16 protein-coding genes, 2 tRNA genes and 3 rRNA genes are annotated in these 26,738 nt (G+C 39.6%); 15 read left to right on the top strand and 6 right to left on the bottom strand.

Annotated elements, in window-relative coordinates; translation table 11 throughout:
* Positions 1-341: 341 nt before the first annotated feature.
* The 10 genes from NYP54_RS04225 (at position 342) to mutL (ending at position 12,245) form a co-directional block, all read left to right on the top strand.
* Positions 342-1,996, top strand: a 16S ribosomal RNA gene (locus NYP54_RS04225).
* A gap of 79 nt (positions 1,997-2,075) precedes the next feature.
* Positions 2,076-2,152: transfer RNA gene (locus NYP54_RS04220), tRNA-Ile, on the top strand.
* 140 nt (positions 2,153-2,292) lie between these two features.
* Positions 2,293-2,368: transfer RNA gene (locus NYP54_RS04215), tRNA-Ala, on the top strand.
* Between the two features lie 224 nt (positions 2,369-2,592).
* Positions 2,593-5,909, top strand: a 23S ribosomal RNA gene (locus NYP54_RS04210).
* A gap of 41 nt (positions 5,910-5,950) precedes the next feature.
* Positions 5,951-6,065: ribosomal RNA gene (rrf, locus tag NYP54_RS04205) — 5S ribosomal RNA — on the top strand.
* The 16S, 23S and 5S rRNA genes sit together here with 2 tRNA genes alongside, the layout of an rRNA operon.
* A 491-nt stretch (positions 6,066-6,556) precedes the next feature.
* The gene (locus NYP54_RS04200) at positions 6,557-7,708 is read left to right on the top strand and encodes a hypothetical protein (protein WP_283157297.1); all 1,152 of its coding nucleotides are present in this window, start codon (positions 6,557-6,559) and stop codon (positions 7,706-7,708) included.
* Positions 7,709-7,843: 135 nt separating this feature from the next.
* A complete protein-coding gene (locus NYP54_RS04195; RefSeq protein ID WP_283157296.1) occupies positions 7,844-8,143 on the top strand; it encodes a hypothetical protein in 300 nt (99 codons plus the stop codon).
* Between the two features lie 65 nt (positions 8,144-8,208).
* Positions 8,209-9,003 carry a hypothetical protein gene (locus NYP54_RS04190; protein WP_283157295.1) on the top strand — a complete coding sequence of 265 codons (795 nt, stop codon included), beginning with the start codon at positions 8,209-8,211 and terminating at the stop codon, positions 9,001-9,003.
* A gap of 70 nt (positions 9,004-9,073) precedes the next feature.
* Positions 9,074-10,291 carry a bifunctional phosphopantothenoylcysteine decarboxylase/phosphopantothenate--cysteine ligase CoaBC gene (coaBC, locus tag NYP54_RS04185; RefSeq protein ID WP_283157294.1) on the top strand — a complete coding sequence of 406 codons (1,218 nt, stop codon included), beginning with the start codon at positions 9,074-9,076 and terminating at the stop codon, positions 10,289-10,291.
* On the top strand, positions 10,284-12,245 hold the full coding sequence (gene mutL / locus NYP54_RS04180) for a DNA mismatch repair endonuclease MutL (RefSeq protein ID WP_283157293.1): 1,962 nt from the start codon (positions 10,284-10,286) through the stop codon (positions 12,243-12,245). Before coaBC ends, mutL begins: the two co-directional genes overlap by 8 nt.
* Here mutL and NYP54_RS04175 read toward each other — a convergent pair whose 3' ends face one another.
* The 5 genes from NYP54_RS04175 to NYP54_RS04155 all read right to left on the bottom strand — a co-directional run bounded on the left by NYP54_RS04175 (position 12,246) and on the right by NYP54_RS04155 (position 17,158).
* Positions 12,246-12,698 (bottom strand): hypothetical protein, encoded by a 453-nt coding sequence (locus tag NYP54_RS04175; protein WP_283157292.1) that lies wholly within the window; start codon positions 12,696-12,698, stop codon positions 12,246-12,248.
* Between the two features lie 13 nt (positions 12,699-12,711).
* Positions 12,712-13,188 carry a hypothetical protein gene (locus NYP54_RS04170; protein ID WP_117001948.1) on the bottom strand — a complete coding sequence of 159 codons (477 nt, stop codon included), beginning with the start codon at positions 13,186-13,188 and terminating at the stop codon, positions 12,712-12,714.
* Between the two features lie 2 nt (positions 13,189-13,190).
* Positions 13,191-13,757, bottom strand: a complete 567-nt coding sequence (locus tag NYP54_RS04165) for a hypothetical protein (protein ID WP_117001947.1) — start codon at positions 13,755-13,757, stop codon at positions 13,191-13,193.
* 262 nt (positions 13,758-14,019) lie between these two features.
* Positions 14,020-16,530, bottom strand: a complete 2,511-nt coding sequence (locus NYP54_RS04160) for a TcfC E-set like domain-containing protein (protein ID WP_283157291.1) — start codon at positions 16,528-16,530, stop codon at positions 14,020-14,022.
* On the bottom strand, positions 16,484-17,158 hold the full coding sequence (locus tag NYP54_RS04155; protein ID WP_283157290.1) for a hypothetical protein: 675 nt from the start codon (positions 17,156-17,158) through the stop codon (positions 16,484-16,486). Before NYP54_RS04155 ends, NYP54_RS04160 begins: the two co-directional genes overlap by 47 nt.
* A 170-nt stretch (positions 17,159-17,328) precedes the next feature.
* Between NYP54_RS04155 and alaS the strand changes: the two genes are divergently transcribed.
* The 5 genes from alaS (at position 17,329) to pgi (ending at position 25,305) form a co-directional block, all read left to right on the top strand.
* Positions 17,329-19,917: an alanine--tRNA ligase gene (alaS, locus tag NYP54_RS04150; RefSeq protein ID WP_283157289.1), complete on the top strand. Its 2,589-nt coding sequence runs from the start codon at positions 17,329-17,331 to the stop codon at positions 19,915-19,917.
* 42 nt (positions 19,918-19,959) lie between these two features.
* Positions 19,960-21,303, top strand: a complete 1,344-nt coding sequence (locus NYP54_RS04145) for a TolC family outer membrane protein (RefSeq protein WP_283157288.1) — start codon at positions 19,960-19,962, stop codon at positions 21,301-21,303.
* Positions 21,304-21,394: 91 nt separating this feature from the next.
* A complete protein-coding gene (gene zwf / locus NYP54_RS04140; RefSeq protein ID WP_283157287.1) occupies positions 21,395-22,906 on the top strand; it encodes a glucose-6-phosphate dehydrogenase in 1,512 nt (503 codons plus the stop codon).
* Between the two features lie 33 nt (positions 22,907-22,939).
* Positions 22,940-23,662, top strand: a complete 723-nt coding sequence (gene pgl / locus NYP54_RS04135; protein ID WP_283157286.1) for a 6-phosphogluconolactonase — start codon at positions 22,940-22,942, stop codon at positions 23,660-23,662.
* A gap of 14 nt (positions 23,663-23,676) precedes the next feature.
* Entirely contained in the window at positions 23,677-25,305 is a 1,629-nt protein-coding gene (pgi, locus tag NYP54_RS04130) for a glucose-6-phosphate isomerase (protein ID WP_283157285.1), read from the top strand.
* Here the strand turns inward: pgi and NYP54_RS04125 are convergent.
* Positions 25,273-25,947, bottom strand: coding sequence for an HAD family phosphatase (locus NYP54_RS04125; protein WP_283157284.1), 675 nt, complete (start codon positions 25,945-25,947; stop codon positions 25,273-25,275). The two genes, pgi and NYP54_RS04125, sit on opposite strands and share 33 nt — an antisense overlap.
* Between the last annotated feature and the right edge of the window lie 791 nt (positions 25,948-26,738).

The following is a 26,738-nucleotide window of genomic DNA, read 5'->3' as shown; positions in this document are numbered from 1 at the left end:
GCCAGTATAGTGCAAAATCATATATTGTGTGAATGAAGGCTGGGTGCAAATTTGAATTCATAATTTATGTATTGAAACGGCTATTTTGATCACAAAAAAATCAACTTTGTATCGAATCAAAATAAACTTTAAAAAACTGTAAAAAACAGCTTGCCAACCAAAAAAAAATCTGTAGAATTGACTCCTGTTCTCAGCGAGAATGTTCACGAGAAACGCCTTGGTAGCAAGGTTTGAGAGATGTTTAAAGAGATATAAAATGTAGATACTTAAATACTTTGAGCAAAAATTTTTGCGGGTTGTTAGTTCTTGTTTTTTTGCAGGAATTGATGATCTAAGGATTTAAACTGAAGAGTTTGATCCTGGCTCAGATTGAACGCTGGTGGTATGCTTAACACATGCAAGTCGAACGGGTTCGGAAGGCAGAATACAGATGACAGAGTACAGATGGTTGAATGCAGCAAGCTGCATAGATTATTTTAAATTTAGATATTTAAAATAATCTATCGCGGAGTGAGATTCGACTACTGTCTTCAGTCTTCTGTTATCTGTCTTCTGGCTAGTGGCGGACGGGTGAGTAACGCGTAGGAATCTGCCGTACAGTGGGGGACAACAGTTGGAAACGACTGCTAATACCGCATGATACCTTCGGGTCAAAGGTTGCTTAGGCAGTCGCTGTACGATGAGCCTGCGTTGGATTAGCTAGTTGGTGAGGTAAAGGCTCACCAAGGCGATGATCCATAGCTGTTCTGAGAGGAAGATCAGCCACACTGGGACTGAGACACGGCCCAGACTCCTACGGGAGGCAGCAGTGGGGAATATTGGACAATGGGGGCAACCCTGATCCAGCAATACCACGTGTGTGAAGAAGGCCTTAGGGTTGTAAAGCACTTTAGTTAGGGAGGAAGGTTATCAGGTTAAGAGCTAGATAATTTGACGTTACCTAAAGAATAAGCACCGGCTAACTCCGTGCCAGCAGCCGCGGTAATACGGAGGGTGCGAGCGTTAATCGGAATTACTGGGCGTAAAGGGTTCGTAGGTGGTTAGATAAGTCAGATGTGAAAGCCCTGGGCTCAACCTGGGAACTGCATTTGATACTGTTTAACTAGAGTTTACTAGAGGATTGGGGAATTTCCGGTGTAGCGGTGAAATGCGTAGAGATCGGAAGGAACATCAATGGCGAAGGCAACAATCTGGGGTTAAACTGACACTGAGGGACGAAAGCGTGGGTAGCAAACAGGATTAGATACCCTGGTAGTCCACGCTGTAAACGATGAGTACTAGCTGTTGGGTCTGGTGTAAAAGACTTAGTGGCGCAGCTAACGCGATAAGTACTCCGCCTGGGGACTACGGCCGCAAGGTTAAAACTCAAAGGAATTGACGGGGACCCGCACAAGCGGTGGAGCATGTGGTTTAATTCGATGCAACGCGAAGAACCTTACCTGCCCTTGACATCCATAGAAGATCTGAGAGATTGGATTGTGCCTTCGGGAACTATGAGACAGGTGCTGCATGGCTGTCGTCAGCTCGTGTTGTGAAATGTTGGGTTAAGTCCCGCAACGAGCGCAACCCTTATTTTTAGTTGCCATCATTAAGTTGGGCACTCTAGAGAGACTGCCGCTGATAAGGCGGAGGAAGGTGGGGACGACGTCAAGTCATCATGGCCCTTACGGGCAGGGCTACACACGTGCTACAATGGGCATTACAGAGGGAAGCGAAGCTGCGAGGTGGAGCGAAACTCAGAAAGGTGTTCGTAGTCCGGATTGCTCTCTGCAACTCGAGAGCATGAAGTCGGAATCGCTAGTAATCGCGGATCAGAATGCCGCGGTGAATACGTTCCCGGGTCTTGTACACACCGCCCGTCACACCATGGGAGTGGGTTGCAAAAGAAGTAGATAGTCTAACCGTAAGGAGGACGTTTACCACTTTGTGATTCATGACTGGGGTGAAGTCGTAACAAGGTAGCCGTAGGGGAACCTGCGGCTGGATCACCTCCTTAAAGGTACTTAGGTACAAAGATATTAAGAGAATAGCAAGAAGTGTTTAAGTGTTTACAATTGATGTTTTTTCAGTAGATTGGGTCTGTAGCTCAGCTGGTTAGAGCGCACCCCTGATAAGGGTGAGGTCGGTAGTTCAAGTCTACTCAGACCCACCAATTCAGAAGACAGAGAACAGAAGGCAGAAGACAGAAGACAGAATTTGGATCAAGCAAACTTGATGGATTTATTTTAAATAGATCATCGCGAAGCGATACGATTATCTGTCCTCAGTCATCAGTCTTCAGTTTTCAGAAAAGGGGCCATAGCTCAGCTGGGAGAGCGCCTGCTTTGCACGCAGGAGGTCAGGAGTTCGATCCTCCTTGGCTCCACCATCTACGCATCGATATTTAATTAAGGTTCAAAGAATGCTTTGATTTGATTTAACTTAATTTTAATTATTATATTGTGCTAAAGAGATTTATCTGATCAAGGCGCGAGAAGAATGAAAGCAAGAGTTTATAAAAATAAATGATTGCTTGAATGATTTGAAGCAACGCAGGTCAGGTGAATGTCTTGAGCACAAGAAGAGATCTTTAACAATTTATTATAGAGTAATGACCAAGAGAATAAGCGCAAACGGCGGATGCCTTGGCAGTCAGAGGCGATGAAAGACGTGATAGCCTGCGAAAAGCTTCGGGGAGTTGGCAAATAAACATTGATCCGGAGATGTCTGAATGGGGAAACCCAGTTATCTTTGATAACTATCTTAACTTAGGTTAAGAGGCGAACGTGGGGAACTGAAACATCTAAGTACCCACAGGAAAAGAAATCAACCGAGATTCCCTCAGTAGCGGCGAGCGAACGGGGAAGAGCCTGGCATATTTTAGCACATAGATTAGTTGAACATTCTGGGAAGGATGGCCATAGCAGGTGATAGCCCTGTAGACGAAAATTTATGAGTGGAACTAGGTATGCGAATAAGTAGGGCGGGACACGTGAAATCCTGTTTGAAGATGGGGGGACCATCCTCCAAGGCTAAATACTACTGACTGACCGATAGTGAACCAGTACCGTGAGGGAAAGGCGAAAAGAACCCCGATAAGGGGAGTGAAATAGAACCTGAAACCGTTTGCGTACAAGCAGTGGGAGCATGTATAGACATGTGACTGCGTACCTTTTGTATAATGGGTCAGCGAGTTACTTTTAGTGGCGAGGATAACTGAATAAGGGATCCGTAGCGAAAGCGAGTTTTAATAGAGCGATTAGTCGCTAGGAGTAGACCCGAAACCGACGCGATCTATCCATGACCAGGTTGAAGGTTGGGTAACACCAACTGGAGGACCGAACCCGGTAATGTTGCAAAATTATGGGATGAGTTGTGGATCGGAGTGAAAGGCTAATCAAGCGCGGAGATAGCTGGTTCTCCCCGAAAACTATTTAGGTAGTGCCTTGTGAATAACTCGTTGGGGTAAAGCACTGTTTCGACTAGGGGGGTTTTGCGACCTTACCGACTCGATGCAAACTTAGAATACGACGAAGTTTAATCACAGGAGACACACGGCGGGTGCTAAGGTCCGTCGTGGAGAGGGAAAGAGCCCAGACCGCCAGCTAAGGTCCCCAAGTTATCGCTAAGTGGTAAACGATGTGAGAAGGCATAGACAGCCAGGAGGTTGGCTTAGAAGCAGCCACCCTTTAAAGAAAGCGTAATAGCTCACTGGTCGAGTCGGCTTGCGCGAAAGATTTAACGGGGCTAAGCGATACACCGAAGCTGCGGATTCAGAGGACAGAAAACAGAAGACAGAGGACAGAATAATGAAATCTATAGAAAAGTTTGAAGACTTAATGGTTTTTCAGAAAGCATATAAAGTTTCATTGGAAATACATAAGTTAAGCTTGGAGATGCCGAAAGTTGAGCAATATGCTCTGGCGGATCAAGTAAGGCGAGCGAGCAAGTCAATTTGCGCAAATATTGCGGAAGGATTTGGTAAGCAAAGTATATCCAAGGTTGATTTTAAACGCTATTTGGCAATAGCGATTGGATCGGCTGAAGAGATGCGAGTATGGATAAGATATTGTTACGATCTGGATTATATTACTAAGTCTGATTGGGAAAGATTTAGCGATGAGTATCGAGATATAGCAAAGATGTTAAGTGGTCTTCATAAGAAGTGGATGTAGTTTTGATTTATCTGTTTTCAGTCATCTGTCATCTGTCCTCTGAGTGGTAGGGGAGCGTTCTGTAAGTTGAAGAAGGTGAATTGAGAAGTTTGCTGGAGATATCAGAAGTGCGAATGCTGACATGAGTAACGATAAATAAGTGAGATTCTTATTGGCCGAAAACCCAAGGTTTCCTACGCAATGTTAATCAACGTAGGGTAAGTCGGCCCCTAAGGCGAATCCGAAGGGAGTAGTCGATGGGAAACAGGTTAATATTCCTGTACCGATTGTAATTGCGATGGAGAGACGGAGAAAGCTAGGTCTGCCCGGCGGATGGTTGTCCGGGTGAAAGCGTGTAGGTAGTATGTTTAGGTAAATCCGGACATATGTTGATCTGAGGCGTGAGACGAAGTCGAGCTTGCTTGACGAAGAGATTGATGCTCTGCTTCCAGGAAAACCTTCTAAGCATAGATTATGATTGACCGTACTGTAAACCGACACTGGTGGGTGGGTAGAGAATACCAAGGCGATGAGAGAACCCAGGTGAAGGAACTAGGCAAAATGACACCGTAACTTCGGGAGAAGGTGTGCCCCATTAGGGTGAAGGACGCACGTCTGGAGCTTGAAGGGGTTGCAGATACCAGGTGGCTGCGACTGTTTACTAAAAACACAGCACTCTGCGAACTCGAAAGAGGAAGTATAGGGTGTGACGCCTGCCCGGTGCCGGAAGGTTAATTGAAGGGGTTAGCGCAAGCGAAGCTCTGGATCGAAGCCCCGGTAAACGGCGGCCGTAACTATAACGGTCCTAAGGTAGCGAAATTCCTTGTCGGGTAAGTTCCGACCTGCACGAATGGCGTAACGATGGCCACACTGTCTCCATCTGGGACTCAGTGAAATTGAAATCGCAGTGAAGATGCTGCGTACCCGCGGTTAGACGGAAAGACCCCGTGAACCTTTACTATAGCTTTGCACTGGACTTTGAAAATATTTGTGTAGGATAGGTGGGAGACTGTGAGATCAGGGCGCTAGTTCTGAAGGAGTCGCCGTTGAAATACCACCCTGATATTTTTGGAGTTCTAACTCAGGCTTAAGCCGAGGACAGTGTATGGTGGGTAGTTTGACTGGGGCGGTCTCCTCCCAAAGAGTAACGGAGGAGTACGAAGGTGCACTCGGTGCGGTCGGAAATCGCACCAAGAGTATAAAGGCAAAAGTGCGCTTGACTGAGAGAGTGACGGCTCGATCAGGTACGAAAGTAGGTCTTAGTGATCCGGTGGTTCTGAATGGAAGGGCCATCGCTCAACGGATAAAAGGTACTCCGGGGATAACAGGCTGATTCCTCCCAAGAGTTCATATCGACGGAGGAGTTTGGCACCTCGATGTCGGCTCATCACATCCTGGGGCTGAAGCAGGTCCCAAGGGTATGGCTGTTCGCCATTTAAAGTGGTACGCGAGCTGGGTTTAGAACGTCGTGAGACAGTTCGGTCCCTATCTGCCGTGGGCGTAGGAGATTTGAGAGGGTTTGTTCCTAGTACGAGAGGACCGGAATGAACGAACCGCTGGTGTTTGGGTTGTCTCGCCAGAGGCATTGCCCAGTAGCTACGTTCGGAATGGATAACCGCTGAAAGCATCTAAGCGGGAAGCCAGCCTCAAGATGAGATCTCCCGGGATTAAATCCCCTAGAAGGGTTGTTGAAGACTACGACGTTGATAGGCTGGCTGTAGAAGTGCAGTAATGTATGAAGCTAACCAGTACTAATTGCCCGAGAGACTTGGTTATTACTCTATGATAGATTGTTAGAGCTTTCAGCTTGACAGTTACCTGATGAAGATAGCGACTGTGAACCACCTGATTCCATTCCGAACTCAGAAGTGAAAACAGTTAGCGTCGATGATAGTGTGGCATTCGCCATGTGAAAGTAGAACATCATCAGGTTTTTTATTTAGAAAGGCACCTATCGGTGCCTTTTTGCTTTTCCGAACTGACGAAGTAAAACCGAATAACGTCGATGATAGTGTATTTATCAAAAATACATCCTGTATTTTTTCAAATCGGCCACTTGCTAATCCGTTACAAGTGGCGTTCGACGGCAAATAGTTGGCACTATTTGATTTTTCCGTCTCACCATTCGCCATGTGACAAATTTGTTGGGAACAAATTTGATCAATGGAAGCATGACATTGACCATGTAATGGCGTAAGGCAGGACGCCTGAAGTTAAGTAGGACACCGCCAAATTATTCGACATTGAAAGACGATGGGACATCGCAATACAATACCAATTCAAAAGGCTCCTTAGGGAGCCTTTTTTGTTTCTAGAATAGAACTTTTCATAAAAACTTCTGATGTTTTTTCTAAAATGACAAGGAAAACCAATGATAACTGATCTATACTCTATGTGCTATGGATTACCTTGGTAAGTTGGTTATGTATAAAACAAAATATAAGGAGCACGGTGGTGTATTACTTATTGCGTTAATTATTATTGCAGTTGTCTCAATCCTATCTGGCTCAATTTTATATATGCTAAAAACGAGTGTTATACAAAATAAAGCGATTGAAAACTATAATAATTCACGTAATGGTGCGTTCTTAGCGTTAAAAAATACTTTGGAATCTAATAACTATTTATATACTAATAAGCCAATTAGTCCCGTTGTGAATAGCTATAGTTCAGGAAGTACGACTATTACATTGACAAGCACAGTTGAATCAAACTTAAACAAAGCGATTTTTCTAGATAATCTGGCGTTAAATAATGCATCAGCTGTATTACAGTATACATCCAAGATGGAGGTAACGGCTCAAACACAGCATCAAGCTGATTACGTGGCGATTGTCAATGCGCCAAGCCAGTACCGTCAACAGGATGATTTAACACCACAAACGACACAAAACGTTAATGTTCCTGTGCTTATTTCAACTAATTTAATTGCAGCACAACTTAATGGTTCTAGTCAAATTAATGAGGGAACGACAGGTTATTTAGGGAAAATAACAGTCAATAACGGGGCTAGTAAGCTGACACATACTGATCTTCAGGCTAATAATTATGATTTAGCATTCCCAGATACTAATACTTACCAATTAATACAGGGTTGGGACATTAGTAATGGCGCATGGTATCTTGATTTATACATTTATGATATTACCAATACTAAAGCATATCAAACGGAGATAACGTTAGCAGATTTAAAAAATCTAGCGCAAGTGAATACATTTTCAACCCTAGTATGGACTGAGATTATTGGTCCTTCGCCACCGATTCCTGATGACTATGATCCAGCATTACAATATCCTAAGGGCAGTTATATTACTTATGATAATCAAGTATTTCTATCACTGAAGCCGATCAATGTGGGTATTAATGAAGATCCTTACAATAACCCTAATGATTGGCGTTTAATTATTCCCGCTGGGACATATCCACAATGGAACACAAACGTTAAGTATTATGCAGGAGATATTATTACCTATAATAGTGTACAGTATGTTGCCACGGCCGATAATAATACTAATCAATCACCACCACCAAGTAATAAATGGGATGTGGCGCAGTTTAATGCTGTACCATGGTAGGCTCAAGTATATAATCCTGGTGATTTTGTAACGTTTAATGGTTTCACTTTTGTCAATGTTAAAAAAAGTAACGATAACAAGGATCCATATGATCAAAGTAATAATTGGCGCGTAGTTCCTCAGGATAACTTGCCTTTGATATATGATGCAAATATTGTTTATACGGAGGGGTTGCAAATTAGCTATGATAATCAAACTTTTGTTAATATTGTCAGTACTAGCAGTGACCCCTATCAAAACCAGCAAAATCGCTGGAGAATTGTTATCCCTGAATTTCAAGCTCCGGACTATAATGCTAATGTACGTTACTACAAAGGCGATGCGGTTACAGACCCTGGGACTGGAGATAAATATATTACCAATGTTAGTTATAATAGCTCAGTAGCGCCTGGTAATCCACCACCTGGATCCGAATGGGATCTATTGCCACCTTAAAGGAGTTAATAAATATGCGATTGTCTTGGAGAGTTATCTTAATATATATTTTCTTCATATTGAGTATGGCATTTTGTTATGGAGTCTCGCTACCTGTTGGCACAATCATTGTCAGTTCAAGGTTTATTAATGTATATAATGATCTGTATAGTTTTATCATTACTAAAAATACCTCAGATCAAATCAAGGGATGGATCATTGATAATGCTGGTAATCAGGCAACTTATGAATATAATTTTGGGGTGATTGCAAATATTAATAGTGCATATGTTCTACCAATTGATGCAAGCGCTAACCAGAATGTGACAAAGATGCTATTGTTTTTGTCGACAGCCTCTGGGCTTGGGCGTATTGTCGATATCAGCTTAAGCAGTGCTCCTATAATTACGGCAACAACCAGCGTTTATACTAATCCAAGTCCTAATAAATTGCTTGTTTCTGCTCCTCAAGTTTTATATAAAAATCAAAGTAGTTATTTCCTTATATTGCCCTATCAAAATTCAATGGATATTTACAGTTATACATATAATCCTCCCTTTCCGGCAATACCCTCCATAACCTTAAATAGAACGGTTAACTTTTCAGGTGAAACGATTAAGCAGGTATTACCTTGTGACAAGTTTGTCATCGTTATTACAGAGAATAATGCGAGCCCACCTAATGGTTATGCGCATTTTATTGTGCTAGCACTAAATAAGGAGTTTGCAACGATAAATTTAACATCTACAGATGGTGTCTATTTAACCTATAATCCTACCACTCAAAAAACGCTTTTGAAAACCGCGAGTGACCCTATTGGGATTGAAGTTCAAAATGCGCCTATGCCATATGGTGTAATTGGAATGCAATCAATACAATAAAATTCTGTAAAATGGTTTGTGATGGGTATAGTATGGATGGCAATATGTTAGGGATTTTTAATTATAAATAATGAAAAAAATTTTATTGTGTGTCACAGGCAGTATTGCTGCATATAAAGCGCTGGAATTAACAAGGCTTTTAGTCAAAGCAAATTGTGAGGTTAAGATTTTATTAACTGAATCAGCCAAAGCCTTTGTTACAAGTTTAAGTTTTGAAGCATTATCACAGCGTAAAGTCTATGATGATTTATTTGCATACACTGATCATCCGATTGAGCATATCGAACTTGCGCGTTGGGCAGATCAAATTGTCATTGCTCCTGCATCGGCTAACACCATTGCCAAGTTAGCATTAGGTTTAGCGGATGACTTACTGGGCAATGTGATTCTTGCAACGGATAAACCGATATTTATAGCACCGGCAATGAATGTTGTTATGTGGCAGAATACTGCGGTGCAAGCGAATGTAAATCAATTGAAGAGTCGTGAATTTATCATTTTGCCACCGGATGCTGGTGAGCAAGCGTGTGGTGATATTGGTGATGGGCGTTTAATGGAACCTCAGGCGATTGTAAAGCATATAGTAAAGCCCAAAGCAAAAACGGATAAACATGTGGTAATAACTGCCGGACCCACTGTTGAGGCGTTGGATCCTGTGCGTTATTTATCAAATCACAGCTCAGGCAAAATGGGTTATGCATTAGCTGAAGCTTTTATCAATATTGGTTGGGATGTGACTTTAATATCAGGTCCTACGCAATTAATAGCCTCTCAAGATTGTGATGTTGTACAGGTAAGAAGTGCCAATGAGATGCATGATGCGGTGCTTGAGAAGGTGAAAACAACAGATCTATTTATCGCCGCAGCTGCAGTTGCTGATTATCGTCCACAAGTTTGTGCTGTTGAGAAAATTAAAAAGACCGATGAAAGTGATGCATTAACTTTGAAGTTGATTAAGAATAAAGATATTTTGGCAAGCGTTGCAAGCTTAACAAAAAACAGACCGTGTTGTGTTGGCTTTGCCGCAGAGACGCATAATGCACGAGAATATGCGCTAGCTAAAATTGAACGCAAGAATCTTGATTTTTTAATATTAAATCAAGTCAATACGGATAATGGTTTTCCTTTTTATAGTGATCACAATGAAGTGCAACTCTTTAATAAGCGGCATGAGCAAGTATTAACATTACCGTTAGCATCAAAGCGTGATATTGCTGATCAGATTGCTAATTATCTAAATGAAAACGTCATAAAGAAAGAAATTCAAACGGAATTAAATTATGAGTAGGCGAATTAAAGTCTTATCCACTGAGCTAGCTAATCAGATTGCAGCAGGCGAAGTGGTTGAAAGACCTTCTTCGATTGTCAAAGAATTATTTGAAAATGCACTAGATGCTGGCGCAACAGAGATTATTCTTGAGCTTGAGCATGGTGGTAAAGAAAAAATTTTGATACGTGATAATGGCTCGGGTATTGAAAAAGATGACTTGCCATTAACCTTAATGCCGCATGCAACAAGCAAAATATATTCACTTGCAGAGCTTGAAGCGATTAACAGCATGGGCTTTAGAGGTGAGGCGCTAGCAAGTATTGGCTCGATTGCTAAAGTGAAGATCACCTCAAAGACAGCGCAAGATGAGCATGCATGGTGTGTGGATAATCAACTAGATAATGAACTGATTCCCGCATCTCATCCGATTGGAACGACGATTGAAGTGGCAGAAGTTTTTTATAACACCCCTGCTAGACGCAAATTTCTAAAGGCCGAGCGCACAGAGTATGTGCATATTGATGAGCTATTGAAAAAGTTTATGCTTTGTCATTTTAATGTGGCGTTGACCGTTTGGCATAATGGTAAAGAGGTAAAATCATATCCCATGGCAGATACACCACAAAAACAACAACAGCGTATTGCCGATATCTGTGGCGATGAGTTTATTGATAATGCCTTATTGATTCAAGCTGAAGCAATGGATTTTCAATTATATGGTTGGGTTGCTAAACCGCAGTTTTCAAAGTCACGTGCTGATTTACAGTATTTTTATGTCAATGGGCGAATTATAAAAGATAAGCTTATCGCGCATGCGATAAAGCAAGCCTATAAAGATGTATTGCATCACCAAAGATATCCGGCGTTTATCTTGTTTTTTAATATCGATCCACATGCGGTGGATGTCAATGTGCACCCAACTAAACATGAAGTACGTTTTCGCGAATCACGTTTAGTGCATGATTTTCTTTTTGCTAAAATTCATCATGCCTTGGCAGATACTAAGCCACAATTACCTGAGTTATCTGAAACTGAAAATGACGTTGATTCATTGACATTTAGTATAGCAGATAAGCCTTCAGCCTCGCCAAATCAAAATTGGCGTGATAAAACGCAATATGCTGATCACTTAAGGTCTAATCATCGCAATAATATGGCGTTATATGAGCAGTTGATTAATCAAAAAGAGGAAATTCAATCTTTTGAAAATACCAATGATATAGAAGCTCTTCATAAAATAGAGTTACAAACGCCACAAGATAAATGGCAGGATGCCACACAGTTAGCGATGCCTTTAGTAATAGATGAGGTATTAGAAGCAACGGTAGATCAAAATGTCACAATGACAGAAATAACACCAAAGGCAACACCTGTAAAAGAGGCTAAAAAGTATCCATTGGGTTTTGCCTTGGCACAAGTGCATGGCATTTTTATTTTGTCACAAACGGAAGATGGTCTAATTATTGTTGATATGCATGCTGCACATGAGCGGGTGTTGTATGAAAAGGTAAAAGCACTATGGGCAAGGCATGAGTCTGTATCGCAAGTGCTGTTATTGCCTTTAACTTTTGAGATAAGTCCGGTATTGCTTGATGTGTTAGATGCGCATGAGGAGCTTCTTAATAAACTGGGGTTTGAATACTCGGCACTGGGTGAGAAAACCTTAGTGATTCGTGCAATCCCAGTTTATTTAAAGAATAATCATATTGAAAGTCTAGTCATGGAAATCGCTAATAGCCTTAAGGTCAGTGGTAAAGCCAAACCAATGGATGATTATATACATGCAATCCTAGCAACTATATCATGTCACAAAGCGGTGCGCGCGCATGATCAAATTACCATTGAGGAAATGAATCAATTGCTACGCGATATGGAGCACACGGCAAGAGCAGATCAGTGCAATCATGGACGCCCAACCTGGGTGAAAATGACGGTGAATGATTTGGATAAGCTTTTTATGCGAGGGAAGTGATTAATTTAAAGGACTAATTCTGAAGTACAATGTATCGCTATAACCACCTTCTGGAATATTATTTAAGCCTAGACCTGTAAAGCTTACTGTAGCCGTATAGTTTTTTTGCGTTGGCTCACCCATCGGATCAGCAGGTTCGGTATGTACAAGAAAATATTGATTTGGCGTTAAGTCAGCGATGGATACACCATTGACTTTAACACTGTAATTAATATAAATATTTTCATTTAATGAATTGATAAACTTATAACCATTGATTGTTTTAACCTCAAGATAATATCCTTCTCCTTCAGGGCAGTTGATCTGTGCATAGCCAAAAATAGAAGTATTTTCAGTGACGCCAAAGCTTAAATCATTAGCGGTGAGTATGCCACCACCATAAAGAGATAAGCTGCAGCTTACAGCAGATAGATAAAATGTTGCTAATAAGGAAAAGAAGTAAGCTTTTTTCATAGGTTAATAGGCTCTAAATATCAGTTAAACGAATAATAAGTGGTTTATATGATGTGTCTTTCGGGGTATTTAGATTAATGGGAACTTCATTATATACTCGGCTTGCAGAGACCTTTTGTAAATCACTAAATATAGTATGATCTTGTGAGCACAAATATTGTAAATCAAGTAAGGTTTCATCATTAGCATAAACTTCATCTTTATTCTCATCAAAGGAAGCATTAGCTTTTTGTGTATTAGCTTCATTCAATATTAACCGACATATATCATCAAAGTCTTTAATTTGATAGATGAATCCTGAGTTAGAATTACAAGAGGATGCTAGATTATTTTGTTCAAGATCCTGATGCCAAATAGAGCATTGCTCCATTATGTAGGCATAGGCAGTTGCTGTTGCATCTTGATTGCTAAAAGAGGCATATGCTACCTGAAAAGAGTTACCCCCTAGTAATAAGATGAACTGAAAAAGTAATTGTTTATGTATAGACATAATTAAACATCAGCTAGTCTAAGTGTTACAGCATCCGAGTAAGTCCCTTCTAATAGATTAGCGGCGCCAGCGCCAGATACATCTGGTTTTAAATCAACTGAAACAGCGTTATAGACGGTTCCTGCAGAGACACTATGGATTGAAATAAATCCACCTGTATCATCAGGACACTGGTCTGATACTGCAAGGTTTGAGCTATTTGATATTGTGCCAGAAGGCGTGCCTGAGAAAGTGGCTACGGTGCCTGTTCCTGTACTAAAGCTCCAGTACACAGTGCTAGATCCATTAACAAAAGCACAAGTATCATCATCATTTTTGATTGCATAGGTAAAGCCTGAAGCAGAATTACATGAGGTGGTAAATGTGCCAAAAACAGTCGTTTGGTCAGAACCTCCAGTTTCTAAGATGGTTTGGGTCAAGCCTTCCGTTCCCGCGCTTAGAGAGCATGATTCAGCTATCGTTTCAGTAGCAGTAATTGCCGCATCTTGATTAGAAAATGCAAAAGATTGGGCTGTAAAACCAGTGAGGGCAAAACAGCAGATTAGTGAGGTTATTTTGCGAATATTCATCGTGTTTCTCCTTTGTTTTTCTGTTGATAAAACAAAGCAACGAAAAAATCTATAGACTATATCACATATGGGGGTGGCAGTAGCGCCGCAAATACTTACGTTGTTTTGTTCTTGTTATATTGGTTGTCATAGTTACATTAGAACAAACTTAATTAAAGTTTGCTTCACTGTGAATATAGCAGCATATGTTATAAAATCAAACTTTTGATTAAAAAAGATGCATTTAATATTTAACATTAATACTTTGTACATTGATCTATGGTTATTTGCTGTTAGATGAATAGCAAATGATGGTGCCAATGTTGAGAATGTAGCTTGTCTTACTTGGTGCTTTAGGAATGTTCGTAATAGAACATTTACCTCCAGATGATAAGGTAAATATTAGTTGATCACTACTGTTAGGATATTCAAAGTAGATTAAGCCATTACTATCTGATGAGTAAATATTGTCATTTATTATTAAGTAAGCATCTGTAATTGGCTCTTTATCTGGGTTAACTAAGATAGCAGATGCAGTAATATATTGAATGACCTGCCAGTGATTATTCAAGATATTACCCGGCATTACCGTATTGTTTTTGGTATCAGCATCAAATTCATATGCGTTATTTGAGATAGATCGAATAGATATTTGATGCTCGCGAAATGCTTCCAATGGAAATAATTTTGTCTGATTGAGATTAAGTTTGCCGATGTTGCGAGTATAGTCATACACCTCAAATTCGCCATCTTCGCCACTGGTGCTAGTAACTGAAATAAGTGCACCTGCGGGTAATGGTTGCGTATTTGCAATGTAACCCAAACCAAAGCTAAATGGATAACTCCAAGCAATAGCTGAGCTTAAGGTTAAGTTGTAAATAGCCTCATTCGTATTGCTGTAATTTAAATTGCTACGTAATAAGATGTTTTCAGACTGTTGATATAAGTATGTGGATAGAGCATTGTTACTGTCTTCATTAATATAATTTAAGGAGGCATTGGTAATGTTGTTGCTTTCTTGTGTAGTATAAGCAACAGCTAATTCATTGCTCAATGTACTGTTGGCTGAATTATAGCGATTGGATGCGGTCGTTGCCCAGTGAGTTGAGCCAAAGGTGATCGTAATATTTGTGGCAATACTAAAGTCGTTTTTAGCGTAATTGGTACTAAAACCAAGTGAAGCCTTTAGTGCTTTTGTTGAGTAGATGGGATAGTTATAAGAAGTAGATAATGTATAATCAACAGGAGTTCCTTGAGTCTTATCCAGTGTACTACTTAAGACGGCATTATGTTGATTATAGTTGATTGATAAGGAGTAATTGAGCTGTGTATTTGTTGTTGTAAATAGGTCCGGTATTTGTGTCTGTTGATCTGTGGTTTCTTCTGCCCAAAGCGAACGAATAAAAAAATTACTGCTAAGAAAATCATTATGTTGGTACGTAATATTTAAGGCAGCACCATAATCATTTTGTGCACTGACCAGAAAAGATGGCTCAAAATAAGTTTTTTCATAGACTGCATAGAGCCCAAAATCAAGATATATATCATCTTTGACTTGAAGCCATGCAGCTTTAGCACCCCAGTGTCGACCAATCTTTAGGTTTGAACCAAAATTAACGACATAGCTATCATTTTGATAATCGGGAAAATAGTTGTTATCCGTGGTTGTATTAGATAAATATCCAGTATAGATAAATAAGTCTGGAAACTGAGCTGGTGGCAGAGAAGTATTCTTAAAGAAAAATTGAGTGATTTCCTTTGTTGCACCTAAGAAGTCTGTAATGACAATTTTTATTTGATAGGAACCATAAGGCAGGTTTGATGTGTCTATTTGTTGCAAGCCAGCAGGATAGTCAGCGGAGCTCATAAGATTATCGTCTTTATAAATGCTCACTTGACTTGGATTATCTAAGTATAAGCTTAGGTTTTGAGCATATTTATACAAATAACTTTGATTGAGTAAATTTTTATTGCTACTTATTCCGACACCCAAAATACGTTGATTGCTGACAAAGTAATTCCCTGGGGTTTGTAAATAGCCTGTTTGATATTGATAACGATCAAGGTAGTAGGTTGCTGCAAGTTCATTGAAGTTATTATTAATCGTTGATGTGCCATTGTTTGATACCCTGGTTGTTGCTAGTTGGTAATTTAACGCTAGATTACCACTTGAAATAGAGCCCGTATTAAAGAGTGTTTGAGTGCCAGAGCCTGTTTGAATATCCTTAAATTTTCCTGCTGCAGTGAGGAGAAAATTATTAAGCCAAGAAGGAGATGTAAGTCCTGGTGTTTTAATTAAATAATTGTTGTGTGATAAGGTTCTAAGATACTTTGCAGGAATAAATAAATCCACACGAAACCAATCGGGGTTGAAAACAATGGAAAGTTTATTTGCTTTAAAGCTAGAGCAAACTGGAATGCCAGATTTTTTATCTGGGCAGGCGTAAGTTGTATTTGTATCAAATGGTAATGAAAGGCGTGTAATTATCTCTGATGGGTTAGCTAAACCTTTGATTTTGTCAATAAGCTTTTGGGGTTCTGTAAATTGCAGTTTGCCATCAATGATTTCAATTTTAAAGTCACCTAACAGGTCACCATTGTAGTAAACACTCACTTCATTTAAAAAATCTTGTGCCATATCTTGAAACTCTAAAGGAATGCTTGTGGTGCTAAGTTGAGTATTTAACACATTCTGATTGGTTGCCAATCCAATATTTTGACATAGTAGTAAATAAGTGAAAATAGCCCTAATTAGAGCTTTGTGTAAGTTTTTGATCAAGGTAGCGAACATCATAAGTCAAAGGCCTTGCATAAGGGGCTGTAACTGTAACAGTTTGACCAGCAAGTAGCTGCATAACAATGCGCGGATCTTGACAGTTCTCATCTTTATCATCACATTGCATATGAGAAGTGATTTTAGCTGAGGTATTGCCGCTATTACTTAATGTTATATTGCGATCACTGCGCGATGCCTTCACATCAGGAGTTGCATTTTTTGCATGAACAATCACTGAAGTTGCATAAATAATTTGGGCTTTTGTTTTTTTCTCACTGTCTAAACTTTCAACTTCAGTTGACTCTATCAGAAAGATCTTATCTTTGTCAGTAGCGGGTTCCGTCATCATGACACGTACTAATTTTGATTGTTGAGGTTTTAAAATTAATTTATCAGGTAAGAAAAAAACGCCATTGCTACTTTTATTTTCTAATTGGATTTCTTGACGATCTTTGGTGTTTAAATTGTGAATGCTTAAAATTTTAAGTTTGACAAATGCCACTTTAGTTCCAATGTTTTTGATAAGAATATTTTGTGGCTTACTCATATTACTGCCATCACCAAACTCCAGTCTAAGCGGTGAAACGGAAATGGCTGCATGAGCAAATTGTGATGCAATGCATGATATAAAGAAAATTAAAAACACCCAGAAATGAGATTTTTGGCTCATGGTAAACTCCTGTAAAGTTATTTTGTCGTGCACACAAAAGTATAGTCAATGACAGAAATTTTGCGCTAACTACTTTTGCCAAGCTGCGATTCTATAGTAAACTAGGCATCGATTTTGAATTTTAAATTGACACCAGTAGAGCAAGCATGATTACAACTAATGAAATTAGACGGTCTTTTATTGACTTTTTTAAATCCAAAGGGCACCAAGAGGTAGCAAGCTCATCGTTGGTGCCAGTGAATGATGAAACCTTATTATTCACAAATGCTGGGATGGTGCAATTCAAAGATGTTTTTTTGGGTGCGGATAAAAGATCGTATACGCGTGCTGTCAGCTCACAAAAATGTGTGCGTGCAGGTGGCAAACATAATGATTTAGAGAATGTTGGCTATACGGCGCGTCATCATACTTTTTTTGAAATGTTAGGAAACTTTAGCTTTGGTGATTATTTTAAACGTGATGCTATTTTCTATGCTTGGGAGTATCTGATCGAAGTACTGAAGCTTCCTAAGGAGAAGCTTTGGGTGACTGTCTTTGAAGAAGATAAAGAAGCTGAGGATATCTGGATCAAAGAAGTCGGTGTTGATCCTAAGCGTCTATCACGCATAGGTGCTAAAGATAATTTCTGGGCAATGGGTGACACAGGTCCTTGTGGACCATGCACTGAGATCTTTTATGATCATGGGGAGGAAGTTGCCGGAGGTCCTCCAGGGACGCCTGAGGAAGATGGAGATCGCTATATCGAGATCTGGAATCTGGTGTTTATGCAATACAATCGCTTGATCGATGGTACTTTAGAGAAATTACCTAATCCGTCGGTTGACACGGGGATGGGGCTTGAGCGCATTGCAGCAGTATTGCAGCATGTGCATAGCAATTATGAGATTGATATATTTCAGAAACTTATTGATGCGGCAGCAAAGATTGTGGCAACAGAAGATATCGATAATCCATCGCTTAAAGTTTTAGCAGATCATATTCGCGCATGCAGTTTCTTAATTGTCGATGGTGTTTTACCTTCAAATGAAGGGCGAGGTTATGTATTGCGTCGCATTATTCGTAGAGCCGTGCGCCATGGTGATAAGCTAGGTGCAATGGAAATTTTCTTTTATCGACTAGTGGCGACATTGGTTGCTGTGATGGCTGAGGCCTATCCCGTTTTGAAAGAAAAACAAGCGTTGATTGAGGATGTCTTAAGAAAAGAAGAAGAGCAATTTGAAAAAACGCTAAGTCATGGCATGAAAATCCTTGAAGAGGAAATTGCCACACTTGATAGTAATGTGATTTCAGGGCGGACGGCATTTAAGCTATATGATACCTATGGTTTTCCATTGGATTTAACAGCGGATATTGCCAGAGAGCGCAATTTAACGGTTGATGAAGCAGGCTTCACAAATGCTATGGAAGCGCAAAAAGCGCGGGCAAAGTCCGCCAGTAAATTCGGTGTTGATTATAATCAAATGATCAAGACGGATTTACAGACAACTTTTGTTGGTTACTCAGTGCCGGTATCCGATGCGCATGTGTTAGCACTTTTTAGTGAAGGTAAAAAAACAGATAAACTTATGATAGGGCAAGAAGGTGTTATTATTTTGAATCAAACACCTTTTTATGCAGAGTCTGGTGGACAGGTTGCCGATAAAGGTGTGATCGAGACATTAGGTAGTGAGTTTACTGTTGAAGATGTGCAAAAATCAGGATCTGCATTTTTACACATTGGTAAGGTAACAAAGGGAAGCTTTGCTATTGATGATGAAGTGACCGCACAAATCTCTAATAAACGTGCAACAACGGCAGCGCATCACACCGCAACACATTTATTGCATGCAGCATTACGCGAAATTGTTGGTTGTCATGTTGAGCAAAAAGGCTCATTGGTTGAGTGTAATAAATTACGTTTTGATTTTTCAAACCCATCAGCAGTCACGACAAAGCAGATAAAAGAAGTAGAGCGTTTGGTTAATGCGATTATTCGTCAAAACCTTTCTGTAGAAACGATAGAAACCTCGCCTGAAGTGGCTAAAGATATGGGTGCGATGGCGCTTTTTGGTGAAAAATATGGCGATATCGTGCGTGTCTTGCGCGTTGGAGACTTCTCTATTGAGCTTTGCGGAGGTACGCATGTCGCCCAAACGGGTGATATTGGTTTATTTAAAATAACCTCTGAAAGTGGTATTGCTTCTGGCGTGCGTCGTATTGAAGCAGTCACAGGTCTTTATGCTGAAAACTATATAGAGGAAAAAGAAGAGACATTAACAACGATTCATGAGCTATTAAAGTCTAATGATGATAATGTCTTGGATAAATTATTGAAATTGCAGCAGCAAATCAAAGCACAAGATAAGGTGATTAAAGGTTTAAAGCAGCAAATTTCATCAGGTGATGCCATTGCCATTGACGAAGCGCAAATTGATGATGTCACACTGATTTCAGCACTATTACCAAATGTTGATATGGGTGTGCTACGCGAAAAAATTGATCAATACAAAGCACAAAAAACCAAAGTGGTTATTGCACTTTCTACTGAAAATGAAGGTAAAGCACAAATTGCCGTAGGTGTGAGTAAAGCAATCACTGATAAGATTAAAGCCGGTGAATTAATTAATTTCATTGCAAATCAAGTTGGTGGTAAAGGTGGTGGGCGTCCTGATATGGCGCAAGCAGGTGGTAATGATCCACAAAACTTGCCAAAAGCGATGACTTCGGTGCACGAATGGGTGAAAGAGCGACTATAATAGCAAGGTGTTTATTGAACATTAAAATTAGGAAGAAAAGGTATGACCTTTAAAATAAAAACACTTCTGGGGCTATCACTTGCAATAAGTGCAGGTGTTGCTATGGCAACTACGGAGACGCCAGTTGAAAATTTGGTGCAAATTTACCAACAAGCACTTGAGAACTCTCCGCAATATAAAGCGGATTTTTATACGATGCAATCAAGCAAGATGGCTGAGCCTATTGCTTTGGGCGCTTTGCTACCAAATATCGGTTTAAACGCTGGAGCCACACTTAATCAGATTCAGACAACACCAGAAAGTGGTAGTTATCGTAACTACACAGCGGGTATTAGTCTCACGCAAACGCTTTTTAATTACGGAAGCTATCAAACTTATCAAGCGTCAAAACAAAGTGCCTTAAGTGCTGAAGAAACCTATAATGCGCAAAAGCAGCAGTTTATTTTGGATGTGGCAACGGCGTACTTTAATGTGCTCAATGCTAAAGAGCAAGTTGTCTTTTTAAAGGCGAAACTCAAAGCAGTACAAAGTACACTTGATCAGTCAAAGCTTAAGCTTAAGGTTGGGATGTCCACCAGTGTCGATGTTAAAGTCGCTGAATCAAACTACTATAGTGCGTTAGCAGATTTGAAAGCAGCAGAGAATAATGTTGCATCGGCTTATTATGCTTTGTATCAATACACGGGTGTCGATAACAAATCATTAGCTGATTTAAAGGATAATGTGAATTTCACCAATCCATCACCAGATAGTATTGGTGAGTGGGTTAAGCGTGCACATGCCAGTAATCCAAATCTCAAAGCGCAGCTTTATACCCAAAATGCAGCAGCAAAAACCTGGTCTGCATCAACAGGTAATTTCCTGCCGAATGTTAGCTTAATGGCGAATTATAGTGTCAATGATAATTCAGGTAGTAATTTTGCGACAGATAAGGCACTTTTGCCTTTAGGCAATTATAGCAATGGCTATGTTGGTGTAACCTTTAGCTGGAATATTCTAAATGGTGGTAGTGATTATGCTGCTAGAAAGCAAGCAGCATTTAATTATCAGGCAGCGGAATTTACCACACTCGATCAGCAACGCACGATTACGCAGAATATCGAAGTCGATTTCTATAATGTGGTCTCTGATGTCAAGCAGATTGAAGCCTATAAACAATCCGTTATCGCAGGTGATGCAGCGTATAAACAATATCAAGCACGTTATAAGGTGGGTAGTTCAACCATTACTGAAGTGTTAGATCAGTTGCAAAAATTATATGAAAGCATGTCATTGTTAGCAGCGTCTAAATACAAATATGTGACCGATGTTTTGCAACTTAAGCTTGACGCAGGCACGTTATCAGAGCGCGATGTTCAGATCTTTAATTCATGGCTTAAGTCCTAATTTATTCTCAGCTTCAAAGCAATTAGCAGATGAACTTATCAGTAAAAAATGATATAAATAACGGCGTTTGATCACTAACTAGAGAAGCTTGATGCAAAAGAAGCTAGCAAACGGAGTTATCGTCATTTTTGGTGCCTCTGGGGATTTAACCGCACGCAAATTAATGCCGGCAATATTTAGTCTTTATCAGCAAAAAGACTTAAGTAAAAGCAATATTGTATTGGGTGTGTCGCGTAGTGAGTTTGATGACGAGCGTTTTCGTCAAAAAATGCAAGAAGCATTGCTGGAGGAGCATCCAAAAGAAAAAAAAGCGATCGATAAGTTCTTGGCGCAAGTGTTTTATCAGCAGATAGATGTCTATAAAGATGAGGGTTATGTCTGTTTACAAAAGCGCTTAAAGGCACTGTGCAAAACACATAAGCTTGAACATAATTTCTTGTTTTATTTATCAACGCCACCGAGCTTATACTATGAGATCCCACAGCATATTGCCAAACTTGGACTTAATGATGAGCATGATGGCTATAAGCGCATTATTATTGAGAAGCCCTTTGGCACAGATGAGCAAAGTGCTCAAGCTTTGAATGCGCATTTATTGCAGCATTATCAAGAGTCACAGTTATTTCGCATTGATCATTATCTAGGGAAAGAAACCGTTCAAAACCTATTGGTATTTCGCTTTGCTAATGCGATTTTTGAACCACTATGGAATGCTTCACATATTGAAAATGTTCAGATCTATGCCAATGAGGCAATTGGTCTTGGCTCGCGTGCCGGCTATTATGATCAAAATGGTGCGATTCGTGACATGATTCAAAATCACTTGTTACAGCTCTTAGGAATTGTCGCTATGGAGCCACCGGCAAAGATGGATGCCTATTCGATTCGCAATGAAACCTTAAAGGTATTTCAATCGATTCGTCGCTTTAAGTCAGCTGAAGATATTAAAGAGAATGTCGTCACAGGGCAATATCAAGAAGGCTGTGTGCAAGGTGTTTGTAAAGGCGGCTATCGCGATGAAGAGGGAGTTGCTGCAAACTCAACAACAGAAACTTATGCCGCGATTCGCTTTTTTATTGATAATTGGCGTTGGCATGATGTGCCGTTTTATGTGCGCACTGGGAAGCGCTTGAATCAACGCGTTTCTGAGGTGGTAATTAACTTTAAGGCGACACCTCATCCTTTCTTCTCACAAGTGCAGAAGATTACCAAGTTTAAAAATCAATTGGTGATTCGTATTCAGCCGGATGAGGGCATTAAATTAAGCTTTGCTGCCAAAGAACCAGGTAGTGGCTTTAAAACGCATGAAGTTGATATGGGTTTTTATTACTCTGACTTCGCACAGAAATCAATGCCAACTGCCTATGAGCGCTTGATCCTTGATGCCTTGCAGGGGGATAATACGCTGTTTGCTCGAAATGATGCAGTCGAAGCCTGTTGGAATATCATTGACCCGATTATTCAATATGTACAAAAGCATGGTAAAAGCTTATTAAGCTTTTATCCAAGTGGTTCGTTTGGTCCTGTTGAAGCCGATAAGATGCTTGCTGAGCTTGGACATGCTTGGCGTAATCCATCGTCTGTCTTTAAGCAGAAAAAGTAATAGCATCATAGCCAAAATAATTTAAGGAAATCAATGTCATATATTATCTATCAACAGCAGCAAGATATCGCTTATTCGATGTTTGATAAGCTAGTCACATTGTCACACTCGACACAAGATTGTGTGCATATTGCATTATCAGGTGGTACAACACCTAAGAGTATCTTTGAGTTGATTAATCAACTAGGGCAGTCCACGGCAATCAATTGGCAGAAACTGCACTTTTGGTGGTGTGATGAGCGTTGTGTTGATTTTGCGGATAAAGAAAGTAATTTCGGTGAGGCGGATAGGTTATTGTTTGCAAGTGTTGATATCCCAAGGGAGAATTTGCATCCAATGCAAGGCGATATTTCACCTGAGCAAGCCGCCCTTAACTATGTCAGAGAGTTAAAAAAGCATGTACCACAAATCGATGGTGTGCCACAGTTTGATTGGGTGTGGTTGGGTATGGGAGATGATGGACATACCGCATCTTTATTTGTCAATGGCGTACCGTTGTCATCAGATAAATGGGTTGAGATTGCCGTGCATCCAAGCACAAAGCAAACGCGGATTACTTTAACACTTAAAGTACTTAACAATGCCAAAATGATTGACTTTTTAGTGACAGGTGAAAACAAAGCCGCTATGTTAGCTAAGGTGTTTGATCGCGAGAGCGTGACGATAGATTATCCGGCTAAAGCAGTGGAACTTGAAACTGGACGCTTAGTTTGGCATCTCGATCAGGCGGCTGCCAGTGAATTGGATGAGGAATAAGACAAGGAATTAAAATGAATCAACATATAAGACAGCAGTTACAGCATTTACTGAAAACGGATTATTCAAGCTTGGATATCAAGAGTTTATTTAAAGAAGATGAAGATCGATTTAATAAATATCATTTGCAGGTTGGTAGTTTATTATTGGATTATTCAAAAAATAAGTTAACGGATGATATCTTAGCAAGGCTTTTTGAGTTGGCACGTGATGCAAAGGTTGAGAAATATCGCGATAAAATGTTCGCCGGAGAGAAGATTAACACTAGTGAGCATCGTGCTGTATTACATACTGCATTGCGTGATTTCTCTGATCAAGCGATTATGGTTGATGGCGTTGATGTTAAACCCGAAATTATCAAAGAGCGCTTGCGTGTCAAAGCATTGGTTGAAAAAGTGCATAATGGGCAATGGCGTGGGCATTCAGGTAAAAAGATTACTGATGTAGTTAATATTGGTATTGGTGGCTCTGATTTGGGACCTAGAATGGTGGTTGAGGCATTAGCACCTTATCACTTAAATAAAACAAAGGTGCATTTTGTTTCAAATGTTGATGCTGAATCTATTTTGAGTATTACCACTAAGCTTAACCCTGAGACCACATTGTTTATTGTGGCATCTAAATCATTTACCACACAAGAAACCTTGATGAATGCAATGACTGCACGCAAGTGGTTGCTTGAATTCTACCAACAAGATCAAGTTGCCGTGGCTAAGCATTTCGTCGCGGTATCGAGTGCACTTGATAAAGTAGAGGCTTTTGGCATTGATCTTGATAACTGTTTCCAAATGTGGGATTGGGTCGGTGGGCGCTACTCGCTATGGTCCTCAATTGGCATGGCAATTGTATTTGCGATTGGCTTTGCGAATTTTGAAGATTTATTAAAAGGCGCGTTTGCGATGGATAATCACTTCAAAAGTGCACCATTGACAAAGAGTATGCCGATTATTGTTGCTTTGATCGCAACCTTATATAGTGATTTTTATCACACGCAATCACAGGCGATTTTGGCGTATGATGAGCGTTTGCGTCATTTGGTGGATTATTTGCAGCAAGCAGATATGGAGAGCAATGGCAAATCATGCAAAAAAGATGGCAGCTTAAGCCCTGAACAAACAGGCGTAGTATTGTGGGGTGGGGTTGGTACTAATGGACAGCATGCGTTTCATCAGTTACTGCATCAAGGTAATGTCATCGTTCCTGCTGATTTTATAGCGATTAAAAAGCCTCATCATTCCTTGAAAGATCATCATCAAGCGCTATTAGCGAATTGCTTGGCGCAATCGCAAGCTTTGATGCAAGGCAAATCATTAAATGAAGTCATTGATGAGTTCAAAGCACAAGGCTTAGCAGAAAGTGAAATCAACACGTTAGCGCCACAAAAAGTCATTGCGGGCAATAAGCCAAGTAACACGATAGTCATCGATAAACTAACCCCACATGCATTAGGCGAGTTGATTGCCTTATATGAGCATAAAATTTTTGTTCAAGGTATCTTGTGGGGCATCAATAGTTTTGATCAATGGGGGGTCGAATTAGGTAAAGCATTGGGCAAACCAATTTTAATGAGCTTAGAACAACAAGATTTTGATAATGAAAGCTATGACAGCTCAACGAAGGGCTTGCTTAAATATATTTCTTAATTTGTATTGATTAAATATTTTATGGCGATAAGTATATATTTCCTCTAAACAACTTTGCGGTTTAGAATTTTGATAATTAGGATGGTTAGTAAGCTTAATATTATTTAAGCAAAGAAGCTTTACTCCTGCGCTTAAAGCTGCATTACATCCTGTTTCGCTATCTTCTATTGCTATTACTAGCTCATTAGTAATTCCTGCATAAGTCATAGCTTTATTATATATTTCTTTGTCTGGTTTTGGGTGTACAACGTCATTTGCAGATAAAGAAAAAATTAATTTATCAAAGGCGTTCGAAAGATTAAGGTTTGCATTTAGTTTTATCCTATCAGAGTTACTTACGCAGATTTGCCTATAACCCTCTTCTTCAAAAAAATTGATGAGTTCAATAGCACCATTTACAATAAAGTTTGAATTAATATTTTTAATATAATATTCATCCATAGCTTGAACAATTTCTATTGATTTGCTTTTCTTTAGACCAATTGATTCCAGCTTTAAGTAATCACTTAATCCAGACTCAAATTTAAAATTGGGAGGGATCAAAATATCATAAAGCCCGCAGGCATAATAAAAAGCTTCTTCACTTATTTTCTCACCGTTAACCAGTGTTCCATCCATATCCCAAATAATATATTTATTCATTTTTATAAATCATCATAATCGTTTAAGTAACACACAAAAGTATTTCCTCAAATACCTTACCAAAAACTGACAAGAATTAATCTTATTCATAATATTTTCCTGAATAATTGCGAATAGCGCAAATAGTGATTTCGATCCCTTGAAGTCTAACTCGCTGAATTCCGCTCTTTATTAAAACTCTCATTTTATGACCTCTATTGATTTCTTAGAAACATTCCTAACTTAGTTCATTTGCATTACAAGAGCAGAAAAGCTCTTGAAATATTTATATTTAAGCTGTACCAAGAATACTTTCATTAATGACTTATTATATAGCATAACTAAACTCCTTTTATTTTGTTGATTCACGACTAGCATTATATAAAATCAATTAAATTAAAAGCACATCACATTAACCGTATGCCATTGTATGATTATGCATATTGACCAAATCAAATGAAAAAAGACTTAAAATATGATCTTCAATAACATCAAAAAATTCCTAGAAATACCCAAAGCTAACATTTACCAACATATTTTGTCATCTCACCTTAATTTATATCTATGTGGTCGAAGGCAGAGCATCACGGGTTTATCCGTGGGTGAGTGAGAGTACAAAAATTAAATAGAGCTGCTTTAGATATTGAACTTGGTGAATACACTCCGACGATGTTACTAATAACGGTTTGCCATTTGGCAGAGAGTCTAATTGGTTTAAAATCCATGTTTTAAAACGCTTAATAATTGAGAGTGATCGCAGTAATTGGCTTATTAACTGAGGTTACTCATCTTTCTTATTTCAACACCCCGCC

Source organism: Cysteiniphilum sp. QT6929 (genome assembly GCF_030035755.1).
In the GTDB taxonomy this organism is placed as follows: Bacteria; Pseudomonadota; Gammaproteobacteria; order Francisellales; family Francisellaceae; genus Caedibacter; species Caedibacter litoralis.
The sequence above is the reverse complement of the archived record's forward strand: the minus strand, read 5'-3'. Positions and strand labels throughout refer to the sequence as shown.

Bases quoted from the DNA above. Each gene is read 5' to 3' on its own strand.
- NYP54_RS04125 (WP_283157284.1), bottom strand. From the start codon at position 25,947: ATGAATAAATATATTATTTGGGATATGGATGGAACACTGGTTAACGGT.
- NYP54_RS04190 (WP_283157295.1), top strand. From the start codon at position 8,209: ATGGCATTTTGTTATGGAGTCTCGCTACCTGTTGGCACAATCATTGTC.
- NYP54_RS04175 (WP_283157292.1), bottom strand. From the start codon at position 12,698: ATGAAAAAAGCTTACTTCTTTTCCTTATTAGCAACATTTTATCTATCT.
- NYP54_RS04165 (WP_117001947.1), bottom strand. From the start codon at position 13,757: ATGAATATTCGCAAAATAACCTCACTAATCTGCTGTTTTGCCCTCACT.
- mutL (WP_283157293.1), top strand. From the start codon at position 10,284: ATGAGTAGGCGAATTAAAGTCTTATCCACTGAGCTAGCTAATCAGATT.
- zwf (WP_283157287.1), top strand. From the start codon at position 21,395: ATGCAAAAGAAGCTAGCAAACGGAGTTATCGTCATTTTTGGTGCCTCT.
- NYP54_RS04200 (WP_283157297.1), top strand. From the start codon at position 6,557: ATGTATAAAACAAAATATAAGGAGCACGGTGGTGTATTACTTATTGCG.
- coaBC (WP_283157294.1), top strand. From the start codon at position 9,074: ATGAAAAAAATTTTATTGTGTGTCACAGGCAGTATTGCTGCATATAAA.
- pgi (WP_283157285.1), top strand. From the start codon at position 23,677: ATGAATCAACATATAAGACAGCAGTTACAGCATTTACTGAAAACGGAT.
- NYP54_RS04160 (WP_283157291.1), bottom strand. From the start codon at position 16,530: ATGATGTTCGCTACCTTGATCAAAAACTTACACAAAGCTCTAATTAGG.
- NYP54_RS04170 (WP_117001948.1), bottom strand. From the start codon at position 13,188: ATGTCTATACATAAACAATTACTTTTTCAGTTCATCTTATTACTAGGG.
- pgl (WP_283157286.1), top strand. From the start codon at position 22,940: ATGTCATATATTATCTATCAACAGCAGCAAGATATCGCTTATTCGATG.
- NYP54_RS04145 (WP_283157288.1), top strand. From the start codon at position 19,960: ATGACCTTTAAAATAAAAACACTTCTGGGGCTATCACTTGCAATAAGT.
- alaS (WP_283157289.1), top strand. From the start codon at position 17,329: ATGATTACAACTAATGAAATTAGACGGTCTTTTATTGACTTTTTTAAA.